The 17,264-nt window shown below is 71.7% G+C and carries 16 protein-coding genes and 2 pseudogenes; 14 read left to right on the top strand and 4 right to left on the bottom strand.

The window, feature by feature from the left end:
• The first annotated feature begins 52 nt into the window (after nucleotides 1-52).
• The 9 genes from Pflav_RS31040 to Pflav_RS31000 all read left to right on the top strand — a co-directional run bounded on the left by Pflav_RS31040 (nucleotide 53) and on the right by Pflav_RS31000 (nucleotide 7,318).
• Complete coding sequence (locus tag Pflav_RS31040) at nucleotides 53-394, top strand: hypothetical protein (RefSeq protein WP_173040317.1); 342 nt, start codon at nucleotides 53-55, stop codon at nucleotides 392-394.
• Complete coding sequence (locus Pflav_RS31035) at nucleotides 328-1,335, top strand: hypothetical protein (protein ID WP_173040315.1); 1,008 nt, start codon at nucleotides 328-330, stop codon at nucleotides 1,333-1,335. The genes Pflav_RS31040 and Pflav_RS31035 overlap by 67 nt, the downstream gene beginning before the upstream one ends.
• A 36-nt stretch (nucleotides 1,336-1,371) precedes the next feature.
• The gene (locus Pflav_RS31030) at nucleotides 1,372-2,718 is read left to right on the top strand and encodes an efflux RND transporter periplasmic adaptor subunit (protein ID WP_173042729.1); all 1,347 of its coding nucleotides are present in this window, start codon (nucleotides 1,372-1,374) and stop codon (nucleotides 2,716-2,718) included.
• The gene (locus tag Pflav_RS31025) at nucleotides 2,715-3,452 is read left to right on the top strand and encodes an ABC transporter ATP-binding protein (protein ID WP_173040313.1); all 738 of its coding nucleotides are present in this window, start codon (nucleotides 2,715-2,717) and stop codon (nucleotides 3,450-3,452) included. The genes Pflav_RS31030 and Pflav_RS31025 overlap by 4 nt, the downstream gene beginning before the upstream one ends.
• The gene (locus Pflav_RS31020; protein ID WP_173040311.1) at nucleotides 3,449-4,633 is read left to right on the top strand and encodes an ABC transporter permease; all 1,185 of its coding nucleotides are present in this window, start codon (nucleotides 3,449-3,451) and stop codon (nucleotides 4,631-4,633) included. The genes Pflav_RS31025 and Pflav_RS31020 overlap by 4 nt, the downstream gene beginning before the upstream one ends.
• A 257-nt stretch (nucleotides 4,634-4,890) precedes the next feature.
• Nucleotides 4,891-5,103 (top strand): helix-turn-helix domain-containing protein, encoded by a 213-nt coding sequence (locus tag Pflav_RS31015; RefSeq protein WP_173040309.1) that lies wholly within the window; start codon nucleotides 4,891-4,893, stop codon nucleotides 5,101-5,103.
• Between the two features lie 134 nt (nucleotides 5,104-5,237).
• The gene (locus Pflav_RS31010; RefSeq protein ID WP_007465623.1) at nucleotides 5,238-5,339 is read left to right on the top strand and encodes a 30S ribosomal protein bS22; all 102 of its coding nucleotides are present in this window, start codon (nucleotides 5,238-5,240) and stop codon (nucleotides 5,337-5,339) included.
• Nucleotides 5,340-5,387: 48 nt separating this feature from the next.
• Nucleotides 5,388-6,443: an NAD-dependent epimerase/dehydratase family protein gene (locus tag Pflav_RS31005; protein WP_232072123.1), complete on the top strand. Its 1,056-nt coding sequence runs from the start codon at nucleotides 5,388-5,390 to the stop codon at nucleotides 6,441-6,443.
• A complete protein-coding gene (locus Pflav_RS31000; protein WP_173040304.1) occupies nucleotides 6,440-7,318 on the top strand; it encodes a lysophospholipid acyltransferase family protein in 879 nt (292 codons plus the stop codon). Before Pflav_RS31005 ends, Pflav_RS31000 begins: the two co-directional genes overlap by 4 nt.
• Nucleotides 7,319-7,624: 306 nt before the next feature.
• Here Pflav_RS31000 and Pflav_RS30995 read toward each other — a convergent pair whose 3' ends face one another.
• The 4 genes and pseudogenes from Pflav_RS30995 to Pflav_RS30980 all read right to left on the bottom strand — a co-directional run bounded on the left by Pflav_RS30995 (nucleotide 7,625) and on the right by Pflav_RS30980 (nucleotide 12,064).
• On the bottom strand, nucleotides 7,625-8,767 hold the full coding sequence (locus tag Pflav_RS30995) for a hypothetical protein (RefSeq protein ID WP_173040302.1): 1,143 nt from the start codon (nucleotides 8,765-8,767) through the stop codon (nucleotides 7,625-7,627).
• An 87-nt stretch (nucleotides 8,768-8,854) separates the two neighbouring features.
• The gene (locus Pflav_RS30990) at nucleotides 8,855-9,754 is read right to left on the bottom strand and encodes an HAD family hydrolase (RefSeq protein WP_232072121.1); all 900 of its coding nucleotides are present in this window, start codon (nucleotides 9,752-9,754) and stop codon (nucleotides 8,855-8,857) included.
• 358 nt (nucleotides 9,755-10,112) lie between these two features.
• Nucleotides 10,113-10,964 (bottom strand): annotated as a pseudogene (locus tag Pflav_RS30985) (DUF5667 domain-containing protein); the annotation flags it as partial.
• Between the two features lie 180 nt (nucleotides 10,965-11,144).
• A pseudogene (locus Pflav_RS30980) lies at nucleotides 11,145-12,064 on the bottom strand (sigma-70 family RNA polymerase sigma factor).
• A 535-nt stretch (nucleotides 12,065-12,599) separates the two neighbouring features.
• Here Pflav_RS30980 and Pflav_RS30975 point away from each other — a divergent pair.
• The 5 genes from Pflav_RS30975 to Pflav_RS30955 all read left to right on the top strand — a co-directional run bounded on the left by Pflav_RS30975 (nucleotide 12,600) and on the right by Pflav_RS30955 (nucleotide 17,197).
• A complete protein-coding gene (locus Pflav_RS30975) occupies nucleotides 12,600-14,192 on the top strand; it encodes an AMP-binding protein (RefSeq protein ID WP_173040296.1) in 1,593 nt (530 codons plus the stop codon).
• Nucleotides 14,185-14,433, top strand: coding sequence for a glutaredoxin family protein (locus tag Pflav_RS30970; protein ID WP_173040294.1), 249 nt, complete (start codon nucleotides 14,185-14,187; stop codon nucleotides 14,431-14,433). The genes Pflav_RS30975 and Pflav_RS30970 overlap by 8 nt, the downstream gene beginning before the upstream one ends.
• Before the next feature lie 32 nt (nucleotides 14,434-14,465).
• On the top strand, nucleotides 14,466-15,107 hold the full coding sequence (locus tag Pflav_RS30965) for an HAD family hydrolase (protein ID WP_232072120.1): 642 nt from the start codon (nucleotides 14,466-14,468) through the stop codon (nucleotides 15,105-15,107).
• A gap of 129 nt (nucleotides 15,108-15,236) precedes the next feature.
• Nucleotides 15,237-16,529, top strand: coding sequence for a sensor histidine kinase (locus Pflav_RS30960; RefSeq protein WP_173040290.1), 1,293 nt, complete (start codon nucleotides 15,237-15,239; stop codon nucleotides 16,527-16,529).
• Nucleotides 16,530-16,552: 23 nt separating this feature from the next.
• Nucleotides 16,553-17,197 carry a response regulator transcription factor gene (locus tag Pflav_RS30955; RefSeq protein WP_173040288.1) on the top strand — a complete coding sequence of 215 codons (645 nt, stop codon included), beginning with the start codon at nucleotides 16,553-16,555 and terminating at the stop codon, nucleotides 17,195-17,197.
• Nucleotides 17,198-17,264: the final 67 nt, after the last annotated feature.

Raw genomic sequence — 17,264 nt, 5'->3', positions numbered from 1 at the left:
AAACACACGACGCTGGCCGCACCGCCAGACGGCCCTCAGTTAGTCTCCGCTCGTGACGGAGGCACCTAGATCGCGCCGCTGGCCACTCTGGGTGTTCCTGGGTGTGCTCGCAGCGTTGCTTTCCTGTGGCGTGCCGGCCGTCGTGATCGTGACCTTCCGCGATTCCGGTCCGGGCGCGGCGGCCAACGCCAGCCCGATCCCGATCCACAGCCCCAAGCCGGGTGACCCGGAGCAGGTGAGCCAGCTCTGGCTGCGCGAGCGGATCGCCGAGGTGCTGACCCAGCAGGCGGGGCGCTGCTTCGCGGCGACGAGCGGGGCTTCCTCGCGGTGGCTGAGCCGAAGTCGGCGGCGCTGGGCGCGCTGCGCCGGCAGTTCCGGTCGCTCCGCGCACTGAAGGTCAGGGCGTGGCAGGTACGGATCACCGACATCCCGGAACGTGTCGGGGCGCGGTGGCGGGTCGCGGTGACGTACCAGCACTGCTTCGTCGACCCCGGCTGCATTACGGGTCCCGTGTCGATCGAGACGACCTGGGTGGAGCGCGCCGGCGTGCCGCGCATGGTGGCGTTGGCGCCATCACCCTCCGCGCAGGACGGCCCGCGGCCATGGGAGGCCAGCGACCTCGTCGTGGCGGTGGGCCGGCGGGCGGTGGTCGCCACGACGGCGAAGCAGAAGGGGCGCCTGGCCGAGGTGCTGCGCGAGGCCGAGCGGGCGGCCGAGGTCGCCGACCGGTACGCGGTGGACGGCACGCCGCCCCGGCACTACCAGATCTTCTACGCCGGAGAGGCGGAGTGGGGCCGCTGGTATGGCGGTGACCGGCCGGAGTGGACCGCCGGATACGCGGTACCGGTCGGGGGTGGCCACTTCGACGTCGTGCTCAACGGCAAGGACCTGCACAGCAGCGTGCTCGACGACCTGCTCCGGCACGAGATGACGCATGCCGCCTCGCTGCCGAGTGGCGGCTACCGCACCGGCGACAACTGGTGGCTTGTCGAGGGTGTGGCCGACCTCGCCGCGGCGGGCGGGCGGCCGGTCAGCCGGTACGAGAGCCTGGGCGACGTGCGGCGGCTCGTCTCCGGCGGGTGGAAGGGACCGCTGAGCGCCGCCGAGCCGGGCGAGCGGGCCACGGACTGGCAGGTCAGCGCCGCGTACGGGGTCGGCTATCTGGCTGTGCGGCACCTTGTCGACCGCTTCGGTGAGCAGACGATGTTGGACTTCTTCAAGGCGGTCGTGCACGAGCGGAAGTCGCCGGACGAGGCGTCCACCGCTGTCTTCGGCGAGTCCTGGCAGTCCTTGCAGGACGACTGCGTGTCGTACGTCCGGAGCGCCGCCTCGTAGCATTACCCGCGTGTCTGGCGTCCCCCGCCACGAAGACTGATCCTGCTCGCCGGCGCGACCCTCCTCGCGCTCGGCGGGACAGCCGCGTCCTGCGACGGCGACGAGTCCGCCGTCGCCCTCGGCAGCGCGTCCCGAGGCGCGGTGTCCGAGGTGGTCGATGCCCCGGCTGCCATCACCGCCAAGGCGGCCGCCACGCTCACCTCGCCGGCCGACGGCACGCTCGCCGCGATGCGCGTACGGCCGGGTGACACCGTGCGGCGCGGGCAGGTGCTCGCGATCATCGACTCGCCCGGTGCGAAGCAGCGGCTCACCCAGGCCAAGGCGGCACTCGACGCGGCGAAGCGGGCGGGCGGTGGCTTCGGCGGCGGCGTCAATCTTACGACCGTGCAGCGCAATACCGACGAGGCCGCGGCGGCCGCGTTCGACGCCGCCCGGGCCGCCGCCGGCAAGATCGCGGATAAGCAGGTACGCGGCGCGCTGCTCGCCCACGTCGACGCCGCCGAGAAGCAGTACGAGGCCGCCGCCCGCGCCGCTGGGCAGGCGGTCCGCGCGGTGCAGCGGGGCGTAGCCGGGCTGAGCTCCGCGGTCAGCGCGCTCTCCGCCGCCCAGCGGTTGCAGGCGCAGCAGGCGTACGACCTGGCGAAGTCCACCGTGGACGCTTTGACGCTGCGGGCGCCGATACCCGGCGTGGTACAGCTCGGCGGCGCGGCCTCACCAGCCGGCGGTGCCTCGGCCGAGGCGCTGGCCGGGCTGCTCGGCGGATCCGGCGCGCAGCTGCCGGCCGGTGTGCTGCCGCCAGGCTCGGCGGCGTCCGGCCCGGCCGCCGGCGTCGATGTCGCCGTACCGGTCGGCGGGGTGGTCACGGCAGGCGTCGCGATCCTCACCGTGGTGGATGTCTCCGCGCTCGGGCTTGTGGCCGAGGTGGACGAGACCGACGTGCTGCTGGTCCGCCCCGGGCTCAAAGCGACGGTGGAGCTGGACGCGGCGACCGGCGCCACGTACGAGGGTGAGGTCCGCTCGGTTGACGTGCTGCCGACCGCCTCGGCACGTGGCGGCGTGTCGTACCGGGTGCGGCTCGCCCTCGGCCCCGGCGAGTACGCCGACGGCCGGGACGCGCCACTGCCCCGCCCGGGGATGAGCGCGGTCGTCCACCTCCAGGTACGCGAAGCGGCCGACGCGGTCACCGTGCCCGCGGCGGCGGTCTTCTCGGCCGAGGGGCGGGAGGCGGTCTGGGTCGTACGCGACGGGCGCGCCGAGCGGGTCGACGTGACAGTGGGTGTGCAGGGGCAGGACGTCGTGCAGATCGTCACCGGGGTGTCGCCCGGCGACAGCGTGGTCGTCCGCGGCACCGACCAGGTCACCGCCGGCCAAGAGGTGCCGTGACCAGGGCGGCGCAGGCCGTTGAGGCCACCGATGTGAGCCGCACGTACGAGCTGGACGGCGTATCCGTGCCCGCGCTGCGCGGTGTCTCGCTGGTCATCGAGCCGGGCGACTACGTGGCGATCGTCGGGCCGTCCGGCTCCGGCAAGTCCACGCTTATGCACCTGCTCGGCGGGTTGGACCGGCCGACCGGCGGCCGGCTGGTCATCGGCGGGCGGGACGTGTCGACGCTCTCCCCACCGGAGATGGCGCGGCTGCGCAACGAGACGATCGGCTTTGTCTTCCAGGCGTTCCACCTGCTGCCCCGGACCTCCGCGGTGGACAACGTCGCGCTGCCGCTGGTGTACCGCGGTGTGGGCGCCCGGGAGCGGCGGGCGAAGGCGGCCGAGATGCTGGAGCGGGTCGGCCTCGGCCACCGCCTGCACCACCGGCCCAACCAGCTCTCCGGCGGCGAGCAGCAGCGCGTGGCCATCGCGCGGGCGCTGGTCACCGACCCGGCCGTGCTGCTCGCCGACGAGCCCACCGGAAACCTGGACACCGCGACCGGCGCCGCCGTGCTGGCCCTCCTGGAAGACCTGAACACGACCTCTGGCGTGGCCCTCGTGCTGGTCACCCACGATCGCGATGTCGCGGCGCGGGCTCACCGCCAGATCGTCATGCGCGATGGCGCGATCGTGTCAGCGCCCGCGGGACCGTCCATTCCCGCACCACGCAGGCCCACCGAGGACGAGTCGTGAGGATCGCCGAGGCCTGGCGGGTCGCACTCGACGCCCTGCGCGCCAATCGGCTGCGCAGCGGCCTGACCATGCTCGGGGTGGTGATCGGCGTCGCCGCGGTGGTGGTGCTCGTCGCGATCGGTACCGGTGCGAAGCGCGAGGTGGAGCAGCAGGTCGAGGGGCTCGGCAGCAACCTGTTGATCGTCGTGCCGGGGCGGCTGGAGTTCAACTCCGCGCCCTCCGTCTCCCGACTCTCGCTGTCTGACGTCGACGCGGTGAGCCGGGTGGTCGGCGACCCGTCGCGGGTGGCGGTCACGGTGACCTCGGGCGAGACGGTACGGGCCGGCACCCGCTCCACGTTCACCACCGTGCAGGGAGTGCTGGAGACGACGCCGCAGGTCTTCGTCCGGAACGTCGCGCGCGGCAGCTACCTCACCTCGTCCGACGTGGACACCGCGCGGCGGGTGGCGGTGCTCGGCGCGACGGTGGCCCGCACCCTCTTCGGCGACCGTGACCCGATCGGACAGCAGGTGTCGGTGGCGGGCGTACGGTTCCGGGTGATCGGCGTCTTCGCCCCGCTCGGCCAGAGCCTTGGCGTGGACCGGGACGACGAGGTGCACATACCGGTGACCACGGCACACCGGCTGTACGGCACCAACCGCATCGACGGCATCGCGGTCAAGGCGCCGGATCGGGAGCGGATCGACGCGCTGGGCGAGCGGATCGTGGCCGAGCTGAGTAAGCGCCATCCGGACACCGAGTTCAGCGCTGTGACGCAGGAGCAGATCCTCGGGGTACTCGGCGACATCCTGGGCGTACTGACCGGCGTGCTGGCCGCCATCGCGGGCATCTCGCTGCTCGTGGGCGGGGTGGGGGTGTCCAACATCATGCTGGTCTCGGTGCGCGAGCGGACTCGGGAGATCGGGCTGCGGAAGGCGGTCGGCGCCCGGCCACGGGACATCGGCGTGCAGTTCCTGCTGGAGGCGGTGCTGCTGACGACCATCGGCGGGGTCACCGGCATGGCGCTCGGCGTGGGTGCGGCGCTGCTGGTGGGTGAGCTCTCGCCGGTACCGGCGGCGATCACGTGGTGGTCGCTGGCGCTGGCGTTCGGGGTCTCGGCGGCGGTGGGCATCATCTTCGGCGTGGTACCCGCCCAGCGCGCCGGGCGCCTCGACCCGGTGATCGCGCTCCGTACGGAGTAGCCCTCTCCGTGTGATCAGAGTTACGCCCGAGTCGTTGGAATTGCATGAGGCGAGGCTTTAGGCATAGGTACGGTATGCGCTATTGGGGCGAATTGGGGCGATCGCCCGGAGTGGTGACCTGACTGATCATGATCATCTGGCTGAAGGGATCGCGTGGGTCACAGCCGTCCCGGTACCGTACTAGTTACACGCGCGTTGCCCGCCGCGGCGCATCCCGCCCGTCGGCGCGCGCCGGGGATGGGATGGGTTGGTGAGCCATGGCAGGATCACCACAGTCCGAGAGCAGACTGTCGGAGGTCAAGTTCCTGACCGTCGCCGAGGTGGCGACGCTGATGCGGGTCTCGAAGATGACCGTTTACCGGCTGGTGCATTCGGGCGAGTTGACGGCGGTCCGGGTCGGCCGGTCCTTCCGGGTCCCGGAGCACGCGGTGCACGAATACCTTCGGGGGGCGTTCCAAGAGTCGGCGTAGCAGGGGCTACCCTGGTGGGCGACCGTGAGTCCGACGGGCGTCGGCGCCCACCAGGCAGCTCCGGTCCGCTGTCCAGATTGGTCGCCGGTTGGCGACCGGCTGTAGCCGAGGAATCGCAACGGGAAGGCTTTCGTATGGGCTCGGTCGTCAAAAAGCGCCGCAAGCGCATGGCTAAGAAGAAGCACCGCAAGCTGCTGCGCAAGACCCGCGTCCAGCGTCGTCGTCTCGGCAAGTAGCCACGTCCGGCTTTCCGCGCCGGACGAGCATCGAAACGTGAGGTGGCGGTGACTGCCGCCGTTAGCGTCGTCGTGGTAACCGGCATCTGCCGGTACCTTGGCGCGCACGTCGCCGCTCGCCTCGCCGCCGATGATCGCGTCGGCCGCGTGGTCGGTCTCGACCCAAACGAGCCCGCCGCCGAGATTCAGGAGCTGCTCGGCGGCGTTGAGCACGTGCGCGCCGACGCCGCATCGGCCCCGACAGTCGTGGCCGAGCTTGACGCCGAGGTCGTGGTGCATCTCGCGCTGCTCACATCGCCCGAGCCGGGCGGTCGGGCGGCGATGAAAGAGCAAAACGTCATCGGCACAATGCAGCTCCTCGCTGCCTGCCAGCAGGCACCCCACCTGCGCAAGCTGGTGATGCGTTCGTCCACGGCGGCCTATGGCGCATCGTTCCGCGACCCCGCCGTCTTCACCGAGGACACCGAGCCGCGCCAGGTGCCGCGGGGCGGGTTCGCGCGGGACATCCTCGACGTCGAGGGCTACCTGCGCGGCTTCCGCCGCCGGCGGCCCGACGTCAGCGCGACAGTGCTCCGCTTCGCGCCCTTCATCGGTTCGAGGGCGGACACCTCGCTGACCCGGTACTTCGCCCAGCCGATCGTGCCCACCGTGTTCGGTCGCGATCCGCGGTTGCAGTTCCTGCACGTGGACGACGCGCTCGAGGTGCTGCACCGTTCGGTGGTGGAGGACCACCCCGGTACGTACAACGTGGCGGGCGCCGGGGTCCTCGCGCTCTCCCAGGCAATCCGGCGGGCGGGGCGGCTCGCCGTGCCGGTCTTCGAGCCCGGCCTATCCGCCGCCGCGACGCTCGCTGGCGGGCTCCGTTTCGGCCGCTATGGCCTCGACCAGCTCGACCTCTTCGTGCACGGCCGCGTGGTGGACACCACCCGCCTCGTCGAGGAGTACGGCTTCGAGCCGCGCACCACCGCGGCGGCGTTCGACGACTTCATCCGCGGGCACGCCGACGGCGCACTGGTGACCGCCGACCAGCTGGCGGTGGCCGAGCGGGCCATCCTGGACGGGATCCGGCGGGTCCGCGCCGTCGCTGCGAAAGAAAGCTCATGAGCGATCGGGATCGGGAGATCGAGGACTGGCCGGGCGACCCGTGGGACCAGCGGGTCGCGTCGGCCCTCTCCTTCCTGCGTCGTCGCGTCTCCGGGCAGTACGAGGTGGACGAGTTCGGCTTCGACCCCGAGCTGACCGGCCACGTCTTCTATCCGATCCTGCGCCGGCTGCACCGCGACTGGTTCCGCACCGAGGTCTTCGGCCTGGAGCACCTGCCCGACGACGGCGCGGGCCTGGTCGTCGGCAACCACTCCGGCACCATCGCGATGGACGCGCTGATGCTCTCGATCGCCGTGCACGACGGGCATCCCAAGGCCCGCTACCTGCGGCTGCTCGGCGCCGACCTGGTCTTCCGGGTGCCGGTGCTCTCCGAGCTGACCCGCAAGTCGGGCGGCACCGTGGCCTGCAACCCGGACGCCGAGCGGCTGCTGCGTGCTGGTGAGCTGGTCGGCGTCTTCCCGGAGGGCTTCAAGGGCGTCGGCAAGCACTACCGCGACCGGTACAAGCTCCAGCGCTTCGGCCGCGGCGGCTTCGTCTCGGCGGCGCTCCGCACCGGTACCCCGATCGTGCCGGTGGCGATCGTCGGCGCCGAGGAGATCTACCCGATCCTGGCCGACCTCAAGCCGCTGGCCCGCCTGCTCAAGCTGCCGTACTTCCCGGTCACCCCCACATTCCCCTGGCTGGGGCCGCTCGGGCTGCTGCCGCTGCCGAGCAAGTGGCTGATCGAGTTCTGCCCGCCGATCTCCACCGCCGACCTGGTCGACTACGCCGACGACCCGATGGTCATCTTCAACCTCGCCGACCAGGTGCGCGAGACGATCCAGCAGACCCTCCACCAGCTCCTGGAAAAGCGCCCCGACCCCTTCGGCCGCTAACCCCAAAGACAGAGATCTTGAGCTACCGCGACGTCCGTTGTGGTCCAGACCGTCGCTCCCGCGGCCTCACCCACCGCGGTTTCACAACCAGACTTCGCCGCACGGCGGTTGAGGTGGTCTCGTCCCTCCGACGCCATCGCCCGCAGGGCGAACCCCGCCCTTGATCGGCGGGCGCTGCGGTCGTCCGTGGCGATCATCGCGCTGGCCGGGGTGATGGTCGTGAAGCGCGGAGGGTGAGGCTGCGGGAGCAGCGGTCTGGACCACAACGGGCATCGCGGTAGCTCAATCTCTGATGAAATTGATCCTCTACTTCAGGGTGCGTAGGTCGATCGTGTGCCAGGCGGTCGTTTCGTTGTCGCCGGTCGACCACCAGAGCAGGCCACCGCGGCTCTGGACGATCCCGACGCCGTCGGCCACCACCACGACGCGCTGCTCCTTCAGGTCGTAGAGCAACAGCTGCTGGGAGCTGATCGGTGCGCTGCCATCGCCGCCGCTCTGGGAGAGCACCTCGAACCGGTCGAGGAGCGCGACGTCGATCACCGAGGCGGTGGCCGCGCCGCCCGCTACCCGGCGCCGGTCGCCGCCGTCCGGGCGCATCAGGTCGATGCGGGACGGTCCCTCGCCGGCCAGCACCAGCACGCGGCACCAGGCCGGGCCGCAGGTGGCGAGCTCGGTGGCCGTCGCGTCCACCGTCGTCACCTGCTGGGTGTCCAGGTTGCGGAGCTGGACCGGGCCGGTCTGTCCGCTGCCGGCGCTGACCAGCCACGGCCAGGCCGACAGTGCCCAGGCGCCCGGCTCGTCGCGTACCGACACCGTGCCCCCGCCGAGCGGTACCGACCGGACCTCGGTGGCCGTCTCGCTCTGGGGGGAGACCGACACCCAGTGCAGGCGGCCGCCGGCGATCACCATGTCGTACTCCGAGTTGAAGAGCACCACGTCGCCGGTGTCCTCGGTGAGCATGCGGGCGGGCCCACCGCTCGCCACGTTGGCGATCCACATGCGGGTGCGGGCGGAACCGTCGGCGTCGCTTACCGACTCCGCCCAGGCCACCTCGTCACCGGCGCGGACGAACCCGCCGAACTGCGGGGTGCCGTCGACGGGCAGGCGGCGCAGCTCCCGTACCGAGCCGTCTGCCGTCCGCAGGACCAGCCGCTGGTCGGTGCCGCCGGGCTCGGGCGCCGTACCCAGCGAGGTCTTGGCGTCCAGGAAGTAGACCGGGCTGTACTGCGGCCCGTCCGGCAGCCCGCCAGCGAGGTCGGCGCGCTCGGCGTCCGGCCACACCTCGGCGACGGTGCGTGGCTGCTGGGGTCCCGCGGGCTGCTTGTGGTCGGGCGAGAGCGCGAGCAGGGTACCGGCGGCGGCCACCGCGACGCCGAGGCCAGCCAGCCCAACCACCCGCCGGCCCGATCGCGGCGCCGGCACCACCGGTCGCCCGGCGGTCGGGGTCATCTGCCTGCCTTTCATTCGCGGCCGCGGGCCTCGCGTGCGGGGCCACTGCCGCTGGTACCACGGCCGCCTAAGCTCACGCCGGGCGCTTCACCGGCGGGACCTGCGGCGGCGTAGTGCCACGCCAGCGGCGACCGCGCCGACGAGCACCGCCGTGGCGGCGGTCGTGGGTACCGCGATCTTGGCGGCCTTGCGTCCGGTGCGGAAGTCGCGCACGTCCCAGCCCCGCTCGCGGGCCTCGGCGAGGAGCGCGCTGTCCGGGTTGACGGCGCACGCATTGCCCACGATCGACAGCATCGGGATGTCGTTGGACGAGTCGCTGTAGGCCGTACAGCGGGACAGGTCGAGCCCCTCGACCTCGGAGAGCTGGAGGATCGCGTCCGCCTTGGCCGGTCCGTGCATGAGATCGCCAACCAGGCGCCCGGTGTACGCACCGTCCTTGACCTCGGCGACCGTGCCGACCGCGCCGGTGAGGCCGAGCCGCCCGGCGATCACGCGGCCGAGCTCGACCGGCGCCGCGCTCACCAGCCACACCCGCTGGCCGGCGTCGAGGTGGAGCTGGGCGAGCGCGCGGGTGCCGTCCCAGATCCGCTCGGCCATCAGCTCGTCGAAGATCTCCTCGCTGAGCCGCTCCATGTCGTCGACCCGCCAGCCCTCGACGAACGCGAGTGCGGTGGCCTTGGCCCGGGACATGTCGCCGGCGTGCTCGCGCGCGAGCAGCCGGAAGCGGGCCTGCTGCCAGGCGAAACGGGCGAGGTCGCCGGTCGTCAGGTACTTGCGGGCGGCCAGCCCGCGGGCGAACCAGTAGATCGAGGCGCCCTGCATCATCGTGTTGTCGACGTCGAAGAACGCCGCTGCCTCGCTGTCCGGCGGAACAGCCAGGGCCGCCTCCAGGTCGGTGGCGGCCCAGCCGGCGGTGTGGCCGTAGGCGTCAGTGCTGACGGTCACCTTCTTGGACTTTCCGCCGACGACCCTGCGGGTGCGCGCCACGCGTGGACCTCCCTCTGGCTCTTTTCCTAGGGAGGGTAGCCAACGAGACCCTGAATCACCCTTAAAGCGGGGGCTGCTCGGGGCGTCGGCCCTAACCCAGCAGGTCACCGAGGATTCGTCCCAGGCCATCGAGGAGTCCACCGTCGTCGGTACTGGACGGAGTCGGCGCGGGCTGCTCCACAGACGCTGAGGCGGCCGGCGTGGGCGTACCCGCCGTCGCCGTCGCCTTGGCGCTGCTGGTCGGCTCGGGCGAGGCACCCCCGGAGGGCTCCGCGGCCGGCTTGGCGCCGCCACGCTCCGGGGTACCCGCGCCCGGACCGGATCCCGGACCCGCGCGGTCGTGCCTTGGTGCCGACCAGCAGGTGCCCGGCTTCGGGCCGAGCGCGTCGGCACCGACGGTCGCCGCGTCGCCGCAGGAGAGCGTGTTACGCAGACCCTTGGCGCGCTGGCTCACCTGGTCGAGCACCGTGAGCGACTCGACGGCGCGGTCGCGGCTGGCGCGGGGCAGCCGGTCGAGCATCTTGGTGATCTGCTTGCGCTGCCCACTCACGAACGTGTCGACCGCGTCCAACGGGGTCGCGTCGCGCCTTTCCACGGCCGCGCCGTGCAGCAGCTTCGCGCCCTCGCGGGTGTCGCCGTCCATGTCGTCGAGCACCCCGGAGAACTCGCGGGTGTCCCGCACCTCGCCGGCCTCGGCGACCCGGGTGCGGGCGAAGTCGAGGAAGAGCTGGCCCCGCGTGACGTCCGAGCTGGCCAGCGCGAGCTGGGCCCGCTCGGTCGAGCGCTTGACGCCGTACAGCGCATCGCCGGGCATCGCGTTTTCGCTGGCCGCGGACATGCCCGAGACGGCGATCGCGCCAATGGCCACACCGACGATCACGGCGCCGCGGGCGCGGATCCGGCGGCCGGCGAACCGCGTGCGCGACTCGGGCGAGAAGTCAGGCTCTGGTGCCTTTGCCGCGGTCGCGCCGATCCCGTCCCGCTCGGCCTTGGCCACGAGCATCGCCCGCAGGCCGGTACGGAATTCTGGGTCGATCTCGACGGGCGGCTTCGCGGCGATCAGGTGGTCGCTGACCGCGATGAGCTCGGCTAGCTCCTCGTCGGCACGGTCGCGCACATGGTGCCGGCGACCGCCATGGGCCTCGTCAAGGAGCTGCGCGAAGCGCTCGGCGCGCCGGCGGTTGAAGATGTTCGTGGTCACCGCGGGCACCTCCCTTCGCTGGTCACGGCTGCGCGGTCGGCGTCGTCGCCGGCCGGTGCGACGGCAGCGGATACCGCGGGATGAGCCAGGGGGATGTCTGGGCCACCGCCGGTCGCACCAATACAAACGCTGAATGGGCACGACCGGTTACGGGTGGGCGTGAGCCGCAATTACGAAGAGTGAGGAGGGTCACGGTTGGAACCCGTCCGGCAGGAGCCGGGCGAGTGCGCGTACCGCTCGGTACTGGAGGGCCTTGATGGCCCTTCGTTCTTGCCCATCGCCTGGGCGGTCTCGGCGACGGAGAAGCCTTGCAGGAAGCGGAGAACGATGCACTCCTGCTGCTCTGGGTTGAGCTGCTTGACGGCGCTCAGCAGGGCCACGTTGGTGATGTGGTCGACGACGGCGGCCTCGGGGCTTCCCTCAGGTCCACGGTCCTCACGGTCGGCGTCCAGAACGTCGCCCGTTGTGACCTCCAGCCTGTAGCGGCCGGACTTGAAGTGGTCGGCGACCAGGTTGCGGGCGATCGTGACGAGCCATGCCCCGAGGTCGCGGCCCTGCCAGGTGAAGCTGCCGATGCGCTTGAGGGCGCGCAGGAACGTGTCGGACGTCAGGTCTTCGGCGAGCTGGCGGTTGCCGACCCGGAAGTAGACGAACCGGAAGACCGTGTCGACGTAGCGGTCGTAGATCAGGCCGAATGCCTCCGCCTCGCCGGCCTGGGCCCGCTCGACAAGCGCCCACACCTCGGCCGCCGCGTCCGTGGGGTCGGGCCGGTCCGGGAATCGGGCTGGCGCGCCGCCGCCTCCGCCGGAGCCGGTCTCGACGGCCGGCAACACCGCGGTGTCGCCACTATCGACAGCCGGCAATACCGCAGTATCGCCAGTCTCGACCGCCGGCAATACCGCGGTGTCGGTATCTCCGCCCGCGTGGGCGCTGGGGTCGGCCGGGTTGTGCCCCTGGGCCGGCTGGGCCGGCATCGACGGGCGGCCCGGCGCGACGACGCGGCCGCCGACCGGCTTGGCGTTGGAGCCCGGCACGTGCCGCCCCGGCGCCTCGTTGACGTGGGGGGTCCGGTTACGCGAGTGCCGGGTGCCCATGTCATTCATGGCCATGCGCAGTGCCCGCAGACCGTCGGCGAGCGCCATCTGCGCGTACAGCTCCTGGTACGTGTAGGCCGTCACTGCCCCTCCTCCGTGACCCCGCGCAGCGCCATCATCGGGCATGTGCCGGGTCTGGCGCGGTCCCCTACCAGCGGGACAGGACGCGCCATCGGGCGACACACACCCTTGAGGTGCAGGTGCGGTGCGTTAACGGGCACGGCGGCCTCCTCGGGGTGAGGGGTGTCGACTCACGGCAAAAGGGGTGAGCCGACCCAGAGATAATAGGGGCAACATCACCCACGTGTGCGGAGTCCGTTACACAGAGCCGAATTATTTACCGACCGTGGGCCAATCTGTCGCACGCCGTGCGCGGTGTGGAACACCCGACAGGGGTAAATGCAGCACCGTTCGGGTGACGCGAGGTGCGACACGCCGCAGGCGGCCCGTAGACGCCATTGGCGCCCAAAATCCCTTACCGGGCGTAGGTGGGCATGAACTGAACATCAGCCGACACCGAAGTAAGGCGGGCCACACTAACCTGTTTAGGGTGTCCGAACCAGCGGCCGTCCACGAGACCGCCTGCAACCTGGCCGACTACGTCCGCCGGGCGGCGCGGGCGGGCGCGGATCGGCCGGCGCTGGTCTGGCGGGACGAGACGGTGAGCTGGGGCCAGCTCGACGCGCGCGTGGACGCGGCGGCACGCGGCCTGGGCGCGCTCGCCGAGGCGGGTGCCAGGGCCGCCCTGGCAACGGCGGGACACCCGGCCCGCGTGGCGATCGCCCTGGGCAATACGCCGGACTTCGCGGTGGCCTTCTTCGGCGCGCTGCGCGCAGGGCTGGCCGCGGTGCCGGTAAACCCGGAGTACACCGCCCACGAGCTGCGGCACGTGCTCGCCGACTCGGCGGCCACCGTGCTGATCTGTTCCGAGCGGGTGCGGGACACGGTCGACGGGATCCGGGGTGAGCTGCCCGCGCTCTCGGCCGTACAGGTGCATCTGCCGGAGTCGGGCGGTCCGCCGCCGGCCCGCGAGACCCGCGGTGATGACCTGGCCGTGCTGCTCTACACCTCGGGCACCGCGGGCAGTCCGAAGGGCGCGATGCTCTCCCACCGCGCGCTGATCGCCAACCACGTGCAGGTCGCGCGCGTGCCCTCGGTGGTCGGTCCCGACGACGTGGTGCTGCTGGCGGTGCCGCTCTTCCACGCGTACGGGCTCAACTCCGGGCTCGGCGCGGTCGCCTTCCACGGCGCGTGCGGCGTGCTTGTGGAGCGCTTCGACCCGGCGGCCACGCTGGAGACCATTGCCCGGCATTCGGTGTCGGCGGTGGTCGGCGTCCCGTCGATGTACGTGGGCTGGGCCGGGCGGCCCGAGCTGGACCACGCGTTCGGCTCGGTGCGGCTGGCGGTGTGCGGCGCGGCGCCGCTGGAGCCGGCCACCGCGACGCGCATCGGCGACGCGACCGGACGCCAGGTCTTCGTGGGGTACGGGCTTACCGAGACCGCCCCGGTCCTCACCTCCACGCTGCTGAGTAGCGCCGCCAAACTGGGCTCGATCGGGCAGCCGATCCCCGGTGTGGAGCTCCGCCTCGTCGCGGCCGACGGCGGTGACATCTGGCGCGACGGCACTGTCGATCCAGATGCCGAAGACGAGCTGTTCGTCGAGCTGGACTCGCCGGGCACCGACCCCGGCGAGATCGTGGTGCGGGGTGCCAACCTCTTCTCGGGCTACTGGCCGGACGGGCGTGACGGGCCGAATCCCGACGGCTGGTGGGCCACCGGCGACGTGGCGTACGCGGACGCCGACGGCGACCTCTTCCTGGTCGACCGCCTGGGTGAGCTGATCCTTGTCTCCGGCTTCAACGTCTACCCTCACGAGGTGGAGTTGGTGATCGAAGCCTGTCCGGGCGTGGCGGAGGCCGCGGTGCTCGGTGCGCCGCACCCGCAGACCGGCCAGACCGTGAAGGCGTACGTGGTGCGCGAGCCGGGCAGCGAGCTGACCGTGGCCGAGCTGCGACGGCACTGCGAGCGCAACCTGGCCCGGTTCAAGTGCCCGACGGCGGTCGAGTTCGTGCCGTCGCTGCCGCACTCGGCGACCGGAAAGGTGCGCAAGACGCTGCTGCGCTCGGAGGCGGTCCATGACTGACGCCCGGCTGACCCTGATCACGCGCACCGGCTGCCACCTGTGCGACGTGGCCAAGGAAGCGATCGAGCGGGTCGCGGCGACCACCGGCGAGCGGTGGGTCGAGGTCGACGTGGAGTCCGACCGCGAGCTCGAAGCGGAGTACGGCGACCGGGTGCCGGTGACCCTGCTCGACGGCAAGGAGCACGGTTACTGGAGGGTCGAGGAGGAGCGGCTCCTGCGGGACCTCACGAAATCGAAATGAGCACATCCGGGTCCCCAAGTAGAGTGCCTCAGGTGGCGAGCAAGCACCTTGTGTGGGACTGGAATGGCACGCTCCTCGACGACCTGCCTCTCGTCGTCTCCTCGACGAACATGGCGTTCGCCAGCGTCGCCGCGCCGGCGCTGACCGTCGAGGCGCACCGCAGCACGTTCCGCCGGCCGGTCGCGGACTTCTACGCCGAGGTGCTGGGGCGGGCGCTGGAGGAGGGCGAGTTCGGCCGGCTCGACAAGATCTTCCACGACGCGTACCGGCTGGGCCTCACGACCTGCGCGCTGGCGATCGACGCCACGACCGCCATGTCCAGCTGGACGGGCACCCAGTCGCTGCTGTCCATGTGGTTTCACCACGAGCTGGTGCCCGAGATCGAGCGGCGCGGACTCACCAAGCTGCTGGCCCGGATCGACGGGCTGCGCGGCACGGTCGGCGGCGACCTCAAGGCCGAGCACCTCGCCCGACACCTGTCCGAGCTCGGCGTCGAGGGCTCGACGACGGTGCTGATCGGCGACTCGGTCGACGACGCCGACGCGGCCGCCTCGGTCGGTGCCCGCTGCGTGCTGTACACCGGCGGCTTCACCGATCCGGCCCGGCTGCGGGCGGTCGGGGTACCGGTGGCGGACTCGCTGGTGGAGGCCGTGCGCCTCGCCGCGGACGCCTAGCCGGGCGAAGGCCGGGGCCGTGGCGGGCGCCGTCGCCGCCGCTGGTCGGCGATAGTAGGGAAAGCCCTACCGCCAAGAGGCCAGCCGACGGGATGGGAGCCGGCCAGCCCGATGCCTAGCGTCGATGACATGACCACCACCGCACTCGCGAGCGTCAGCGCCGAGCCGAGCGCCCGCCGTCCCATGCTCCGCCAACTGGCGGCCGACTCCGGCTACGTACTGCTGGGCTTCCCCATCGCGGTGGCGTCATTCATCGTGCTGATGACGGGCCTGGCCGCCGGCGTCGGACTCGGCATCACCGTCATCGGCCTGCCGATCCTGGCCGGCGCGCTGTACGCGGCCCGCGCCTTCGCGGACATGGAGCGGCTGCGCATGCCGCTGGTGCTGCGGCAGGACCGGGTCCGACCGCACTACCGCACCGCCGAAGAGGGCGCGAGCGTGTGGCGCCGCGTGATCACGCCGATCGTCGACGCGCAGTCCTGGCTCGACCTGGCACACGGCATCATCAAGCTCCCGGTCTCGGTCTGCGCGTTCCTCGTCACGGTCATCTGGTGGGCCGGCGCGATCGGCGGCTGCCTCTACTGGTCGTACGCCTGGGCGATCCCCAACGGTCCGGACGACCAGGACCTGGCGGAGCTGCTCGGCCTCGGCGACTCGATCGGCGCCCGCATCGCGATGTACAGCGCGTTCGGCGTCTTCTTCCTGATCACGCTCCCGGTCGTGGTGCGAGCGAGCGCGCTGCTGGAGGCGAGCTTCGGCAAGGCGCTGCTCACTGGCGTGGCCGAGATGCGCAACCGGATCACGGTGCTGGAGGAGCAGCGGGCGGCGGCCGTCTCCGCCGAGGCCAACGCGCTGCGCCGCCTGGAGCGGGACATCCACGACGGCCCGCAGCAGCGCCTGGTGCGGCTGGCCATGGACCTCGGTCGGGCGCAGCAGCAGATGGACACCGACCCCGATGCCGCCCGGCGCACGCTCGAAGAGGCGCTCACCCAGACCCGCGACACGCTGGCCGAGCTGCGCGCGCTCTCCCGGGGCATCGCGCCGCCGATCCTGGTCGACCGCGGCCTGCCGAGCGCGCTCGCCGCACTCGCCGCCCGCGGCGTGATCCCGGTCGACCTCACCATCGATCCCAAGCTCGGCCGGCTGGAGCCGTCCGTGGAGACCACGGCGTACTTCGTGGTTGCGGAAGCGCTGACCAACGTGGCCAAGCACAGCCACGCCACCGAGTGCTGGGTGGTCGTCTCCCGCGCGGGCGATCACCTGAAGATCGACATCATCGACGACGGCGACGGCGGCGCGCACGTATCCAAGGGCCACGGCCTCGCTGGCATCGCCGACCGGCTGCGGGCAAACGGCGGCACGCTCGACGTGCTGAGCCCGGTGGGTGGTCCGACCGAGGTACGCGCCGAGTTGCCATGCTGAACCGCGACCGGTTAGAAAGCCCCATGCGCGTCGTGATAGCCGATGACGCGGTCCTCCTCCGCGAGGGCCTCGTCCGGTTGCTGACGGAAAACGGCCACGATGTGGTGGCCGCAGTCGGCGACGGAGACAGCCTTGTCGAGGCGGTCGAGGAGCACCGGCCGGACCTCTCGATCGTGGACGTGCGCATGCCGCCGACCCACACGGACGAGGGACTTCGGGCTGCGGTCACCGCCCGTGAGCGGGTGCCGCGTACCCCGATCCTGGTGCTCTCCCAGTACGTCGAGGTGTCGTACGCGGACGACCTGCTCGCCGACCGCGCCGGTGCCGTGGGTTACCTGCTCAAGGACCGGGTAGCCGCGATCGCGGAGTTCCTCGACGCGGTCAGCCGGGTGGCCGCCGGCGGTACGGTGCTCGACCCCGAGGTAGTGAGCCAGCTGCTGGTGCGGCGGCGCCGCGACGACCCGCTGCGCGAGCTGACTCCACGTGAGCGGGAGGTGCTCTCGCTGATGGCCGAGGGCCGGTCGAATACGGCGATCGCCCGCGTCCTCGTGGTGAGCGACGGCGCGGTGGAAAAGCACGTCCGCAACATCTTCACCAAGCTTCAACTCCCTCCCGACGAGGAGCAGCACCGACGGGTATTGGCCGTGCTGGCGTACCTCCGCACGTGAGCGGTTGATCAAGATCGCGATTTGTGCACGACTTCACAAGCGCCTACTCTGTAAAGCCGTAGCGCCC

Origin of the sequence: Phytohabitans flavus, assembly GCF_011764545.1 — a bacterium.
In the GTDB taxonomy this organism is placed as follows: Bacteria; Actinomycetota; Actinomycetes; order Mycobacteriales; family Micromonosporaceae; genus Phytohabitans; species Phytohabitans flavus.
This window is presented reverse-complemented; position numbering and strand designations above follow the sequence as displayed.

Coding starts and splice junctions, on each gene's coding strand:
- Pflav_RS31015 (WP_173040309.1), top strand. CDS start 4,891: ATGGCAGGATCACCACAGTCCGAGAGCAGACTGTCGGAGGTCAAGTTC.
- Pflav_RS31010 (WP_007465623.1), top strand. CDS start 5,238: ATGGGCTCGGTCGTCAAAAAGCGCCGCAAGCGCATGGCTAAGAAGAAG.
- Pflav_RS31000 (WP_173040304.1), top strand. CDS start 6,440: ATGAGCGATCGGGATCGGGAGATCGAGGACTGGCCGGGCGACCCGTGG.
- Pflav_RS30995 (WP_173040302.1), bottom strand. CDS start 8,767: ATGACCCCGACCGCCGGGCGACCGGTGGTGCCGGCGCCGCGATCGGGC.
- Pflav_RS30970 (WP_173040294.1), top strand. CDS start 14,185: ATGACTGACGCCCGGCTGACCCTGATCACGCGCACCGGCTGCCACCTG.
- Pflav_RS30960 (WP_173040290.1), top strand. CDS start 15,237: ATGACCACCACCGCACTCGCGAGCGTCAGCGCCGAGCCGAGCGCCCGC.
- Pflav_RS30955 (WP_173040288.1), top strand. CDS start 16,553: ATGCGCGTCGTGATAGCCGATGACGCGGTCCTCCTCCGCGAGGGCCTC.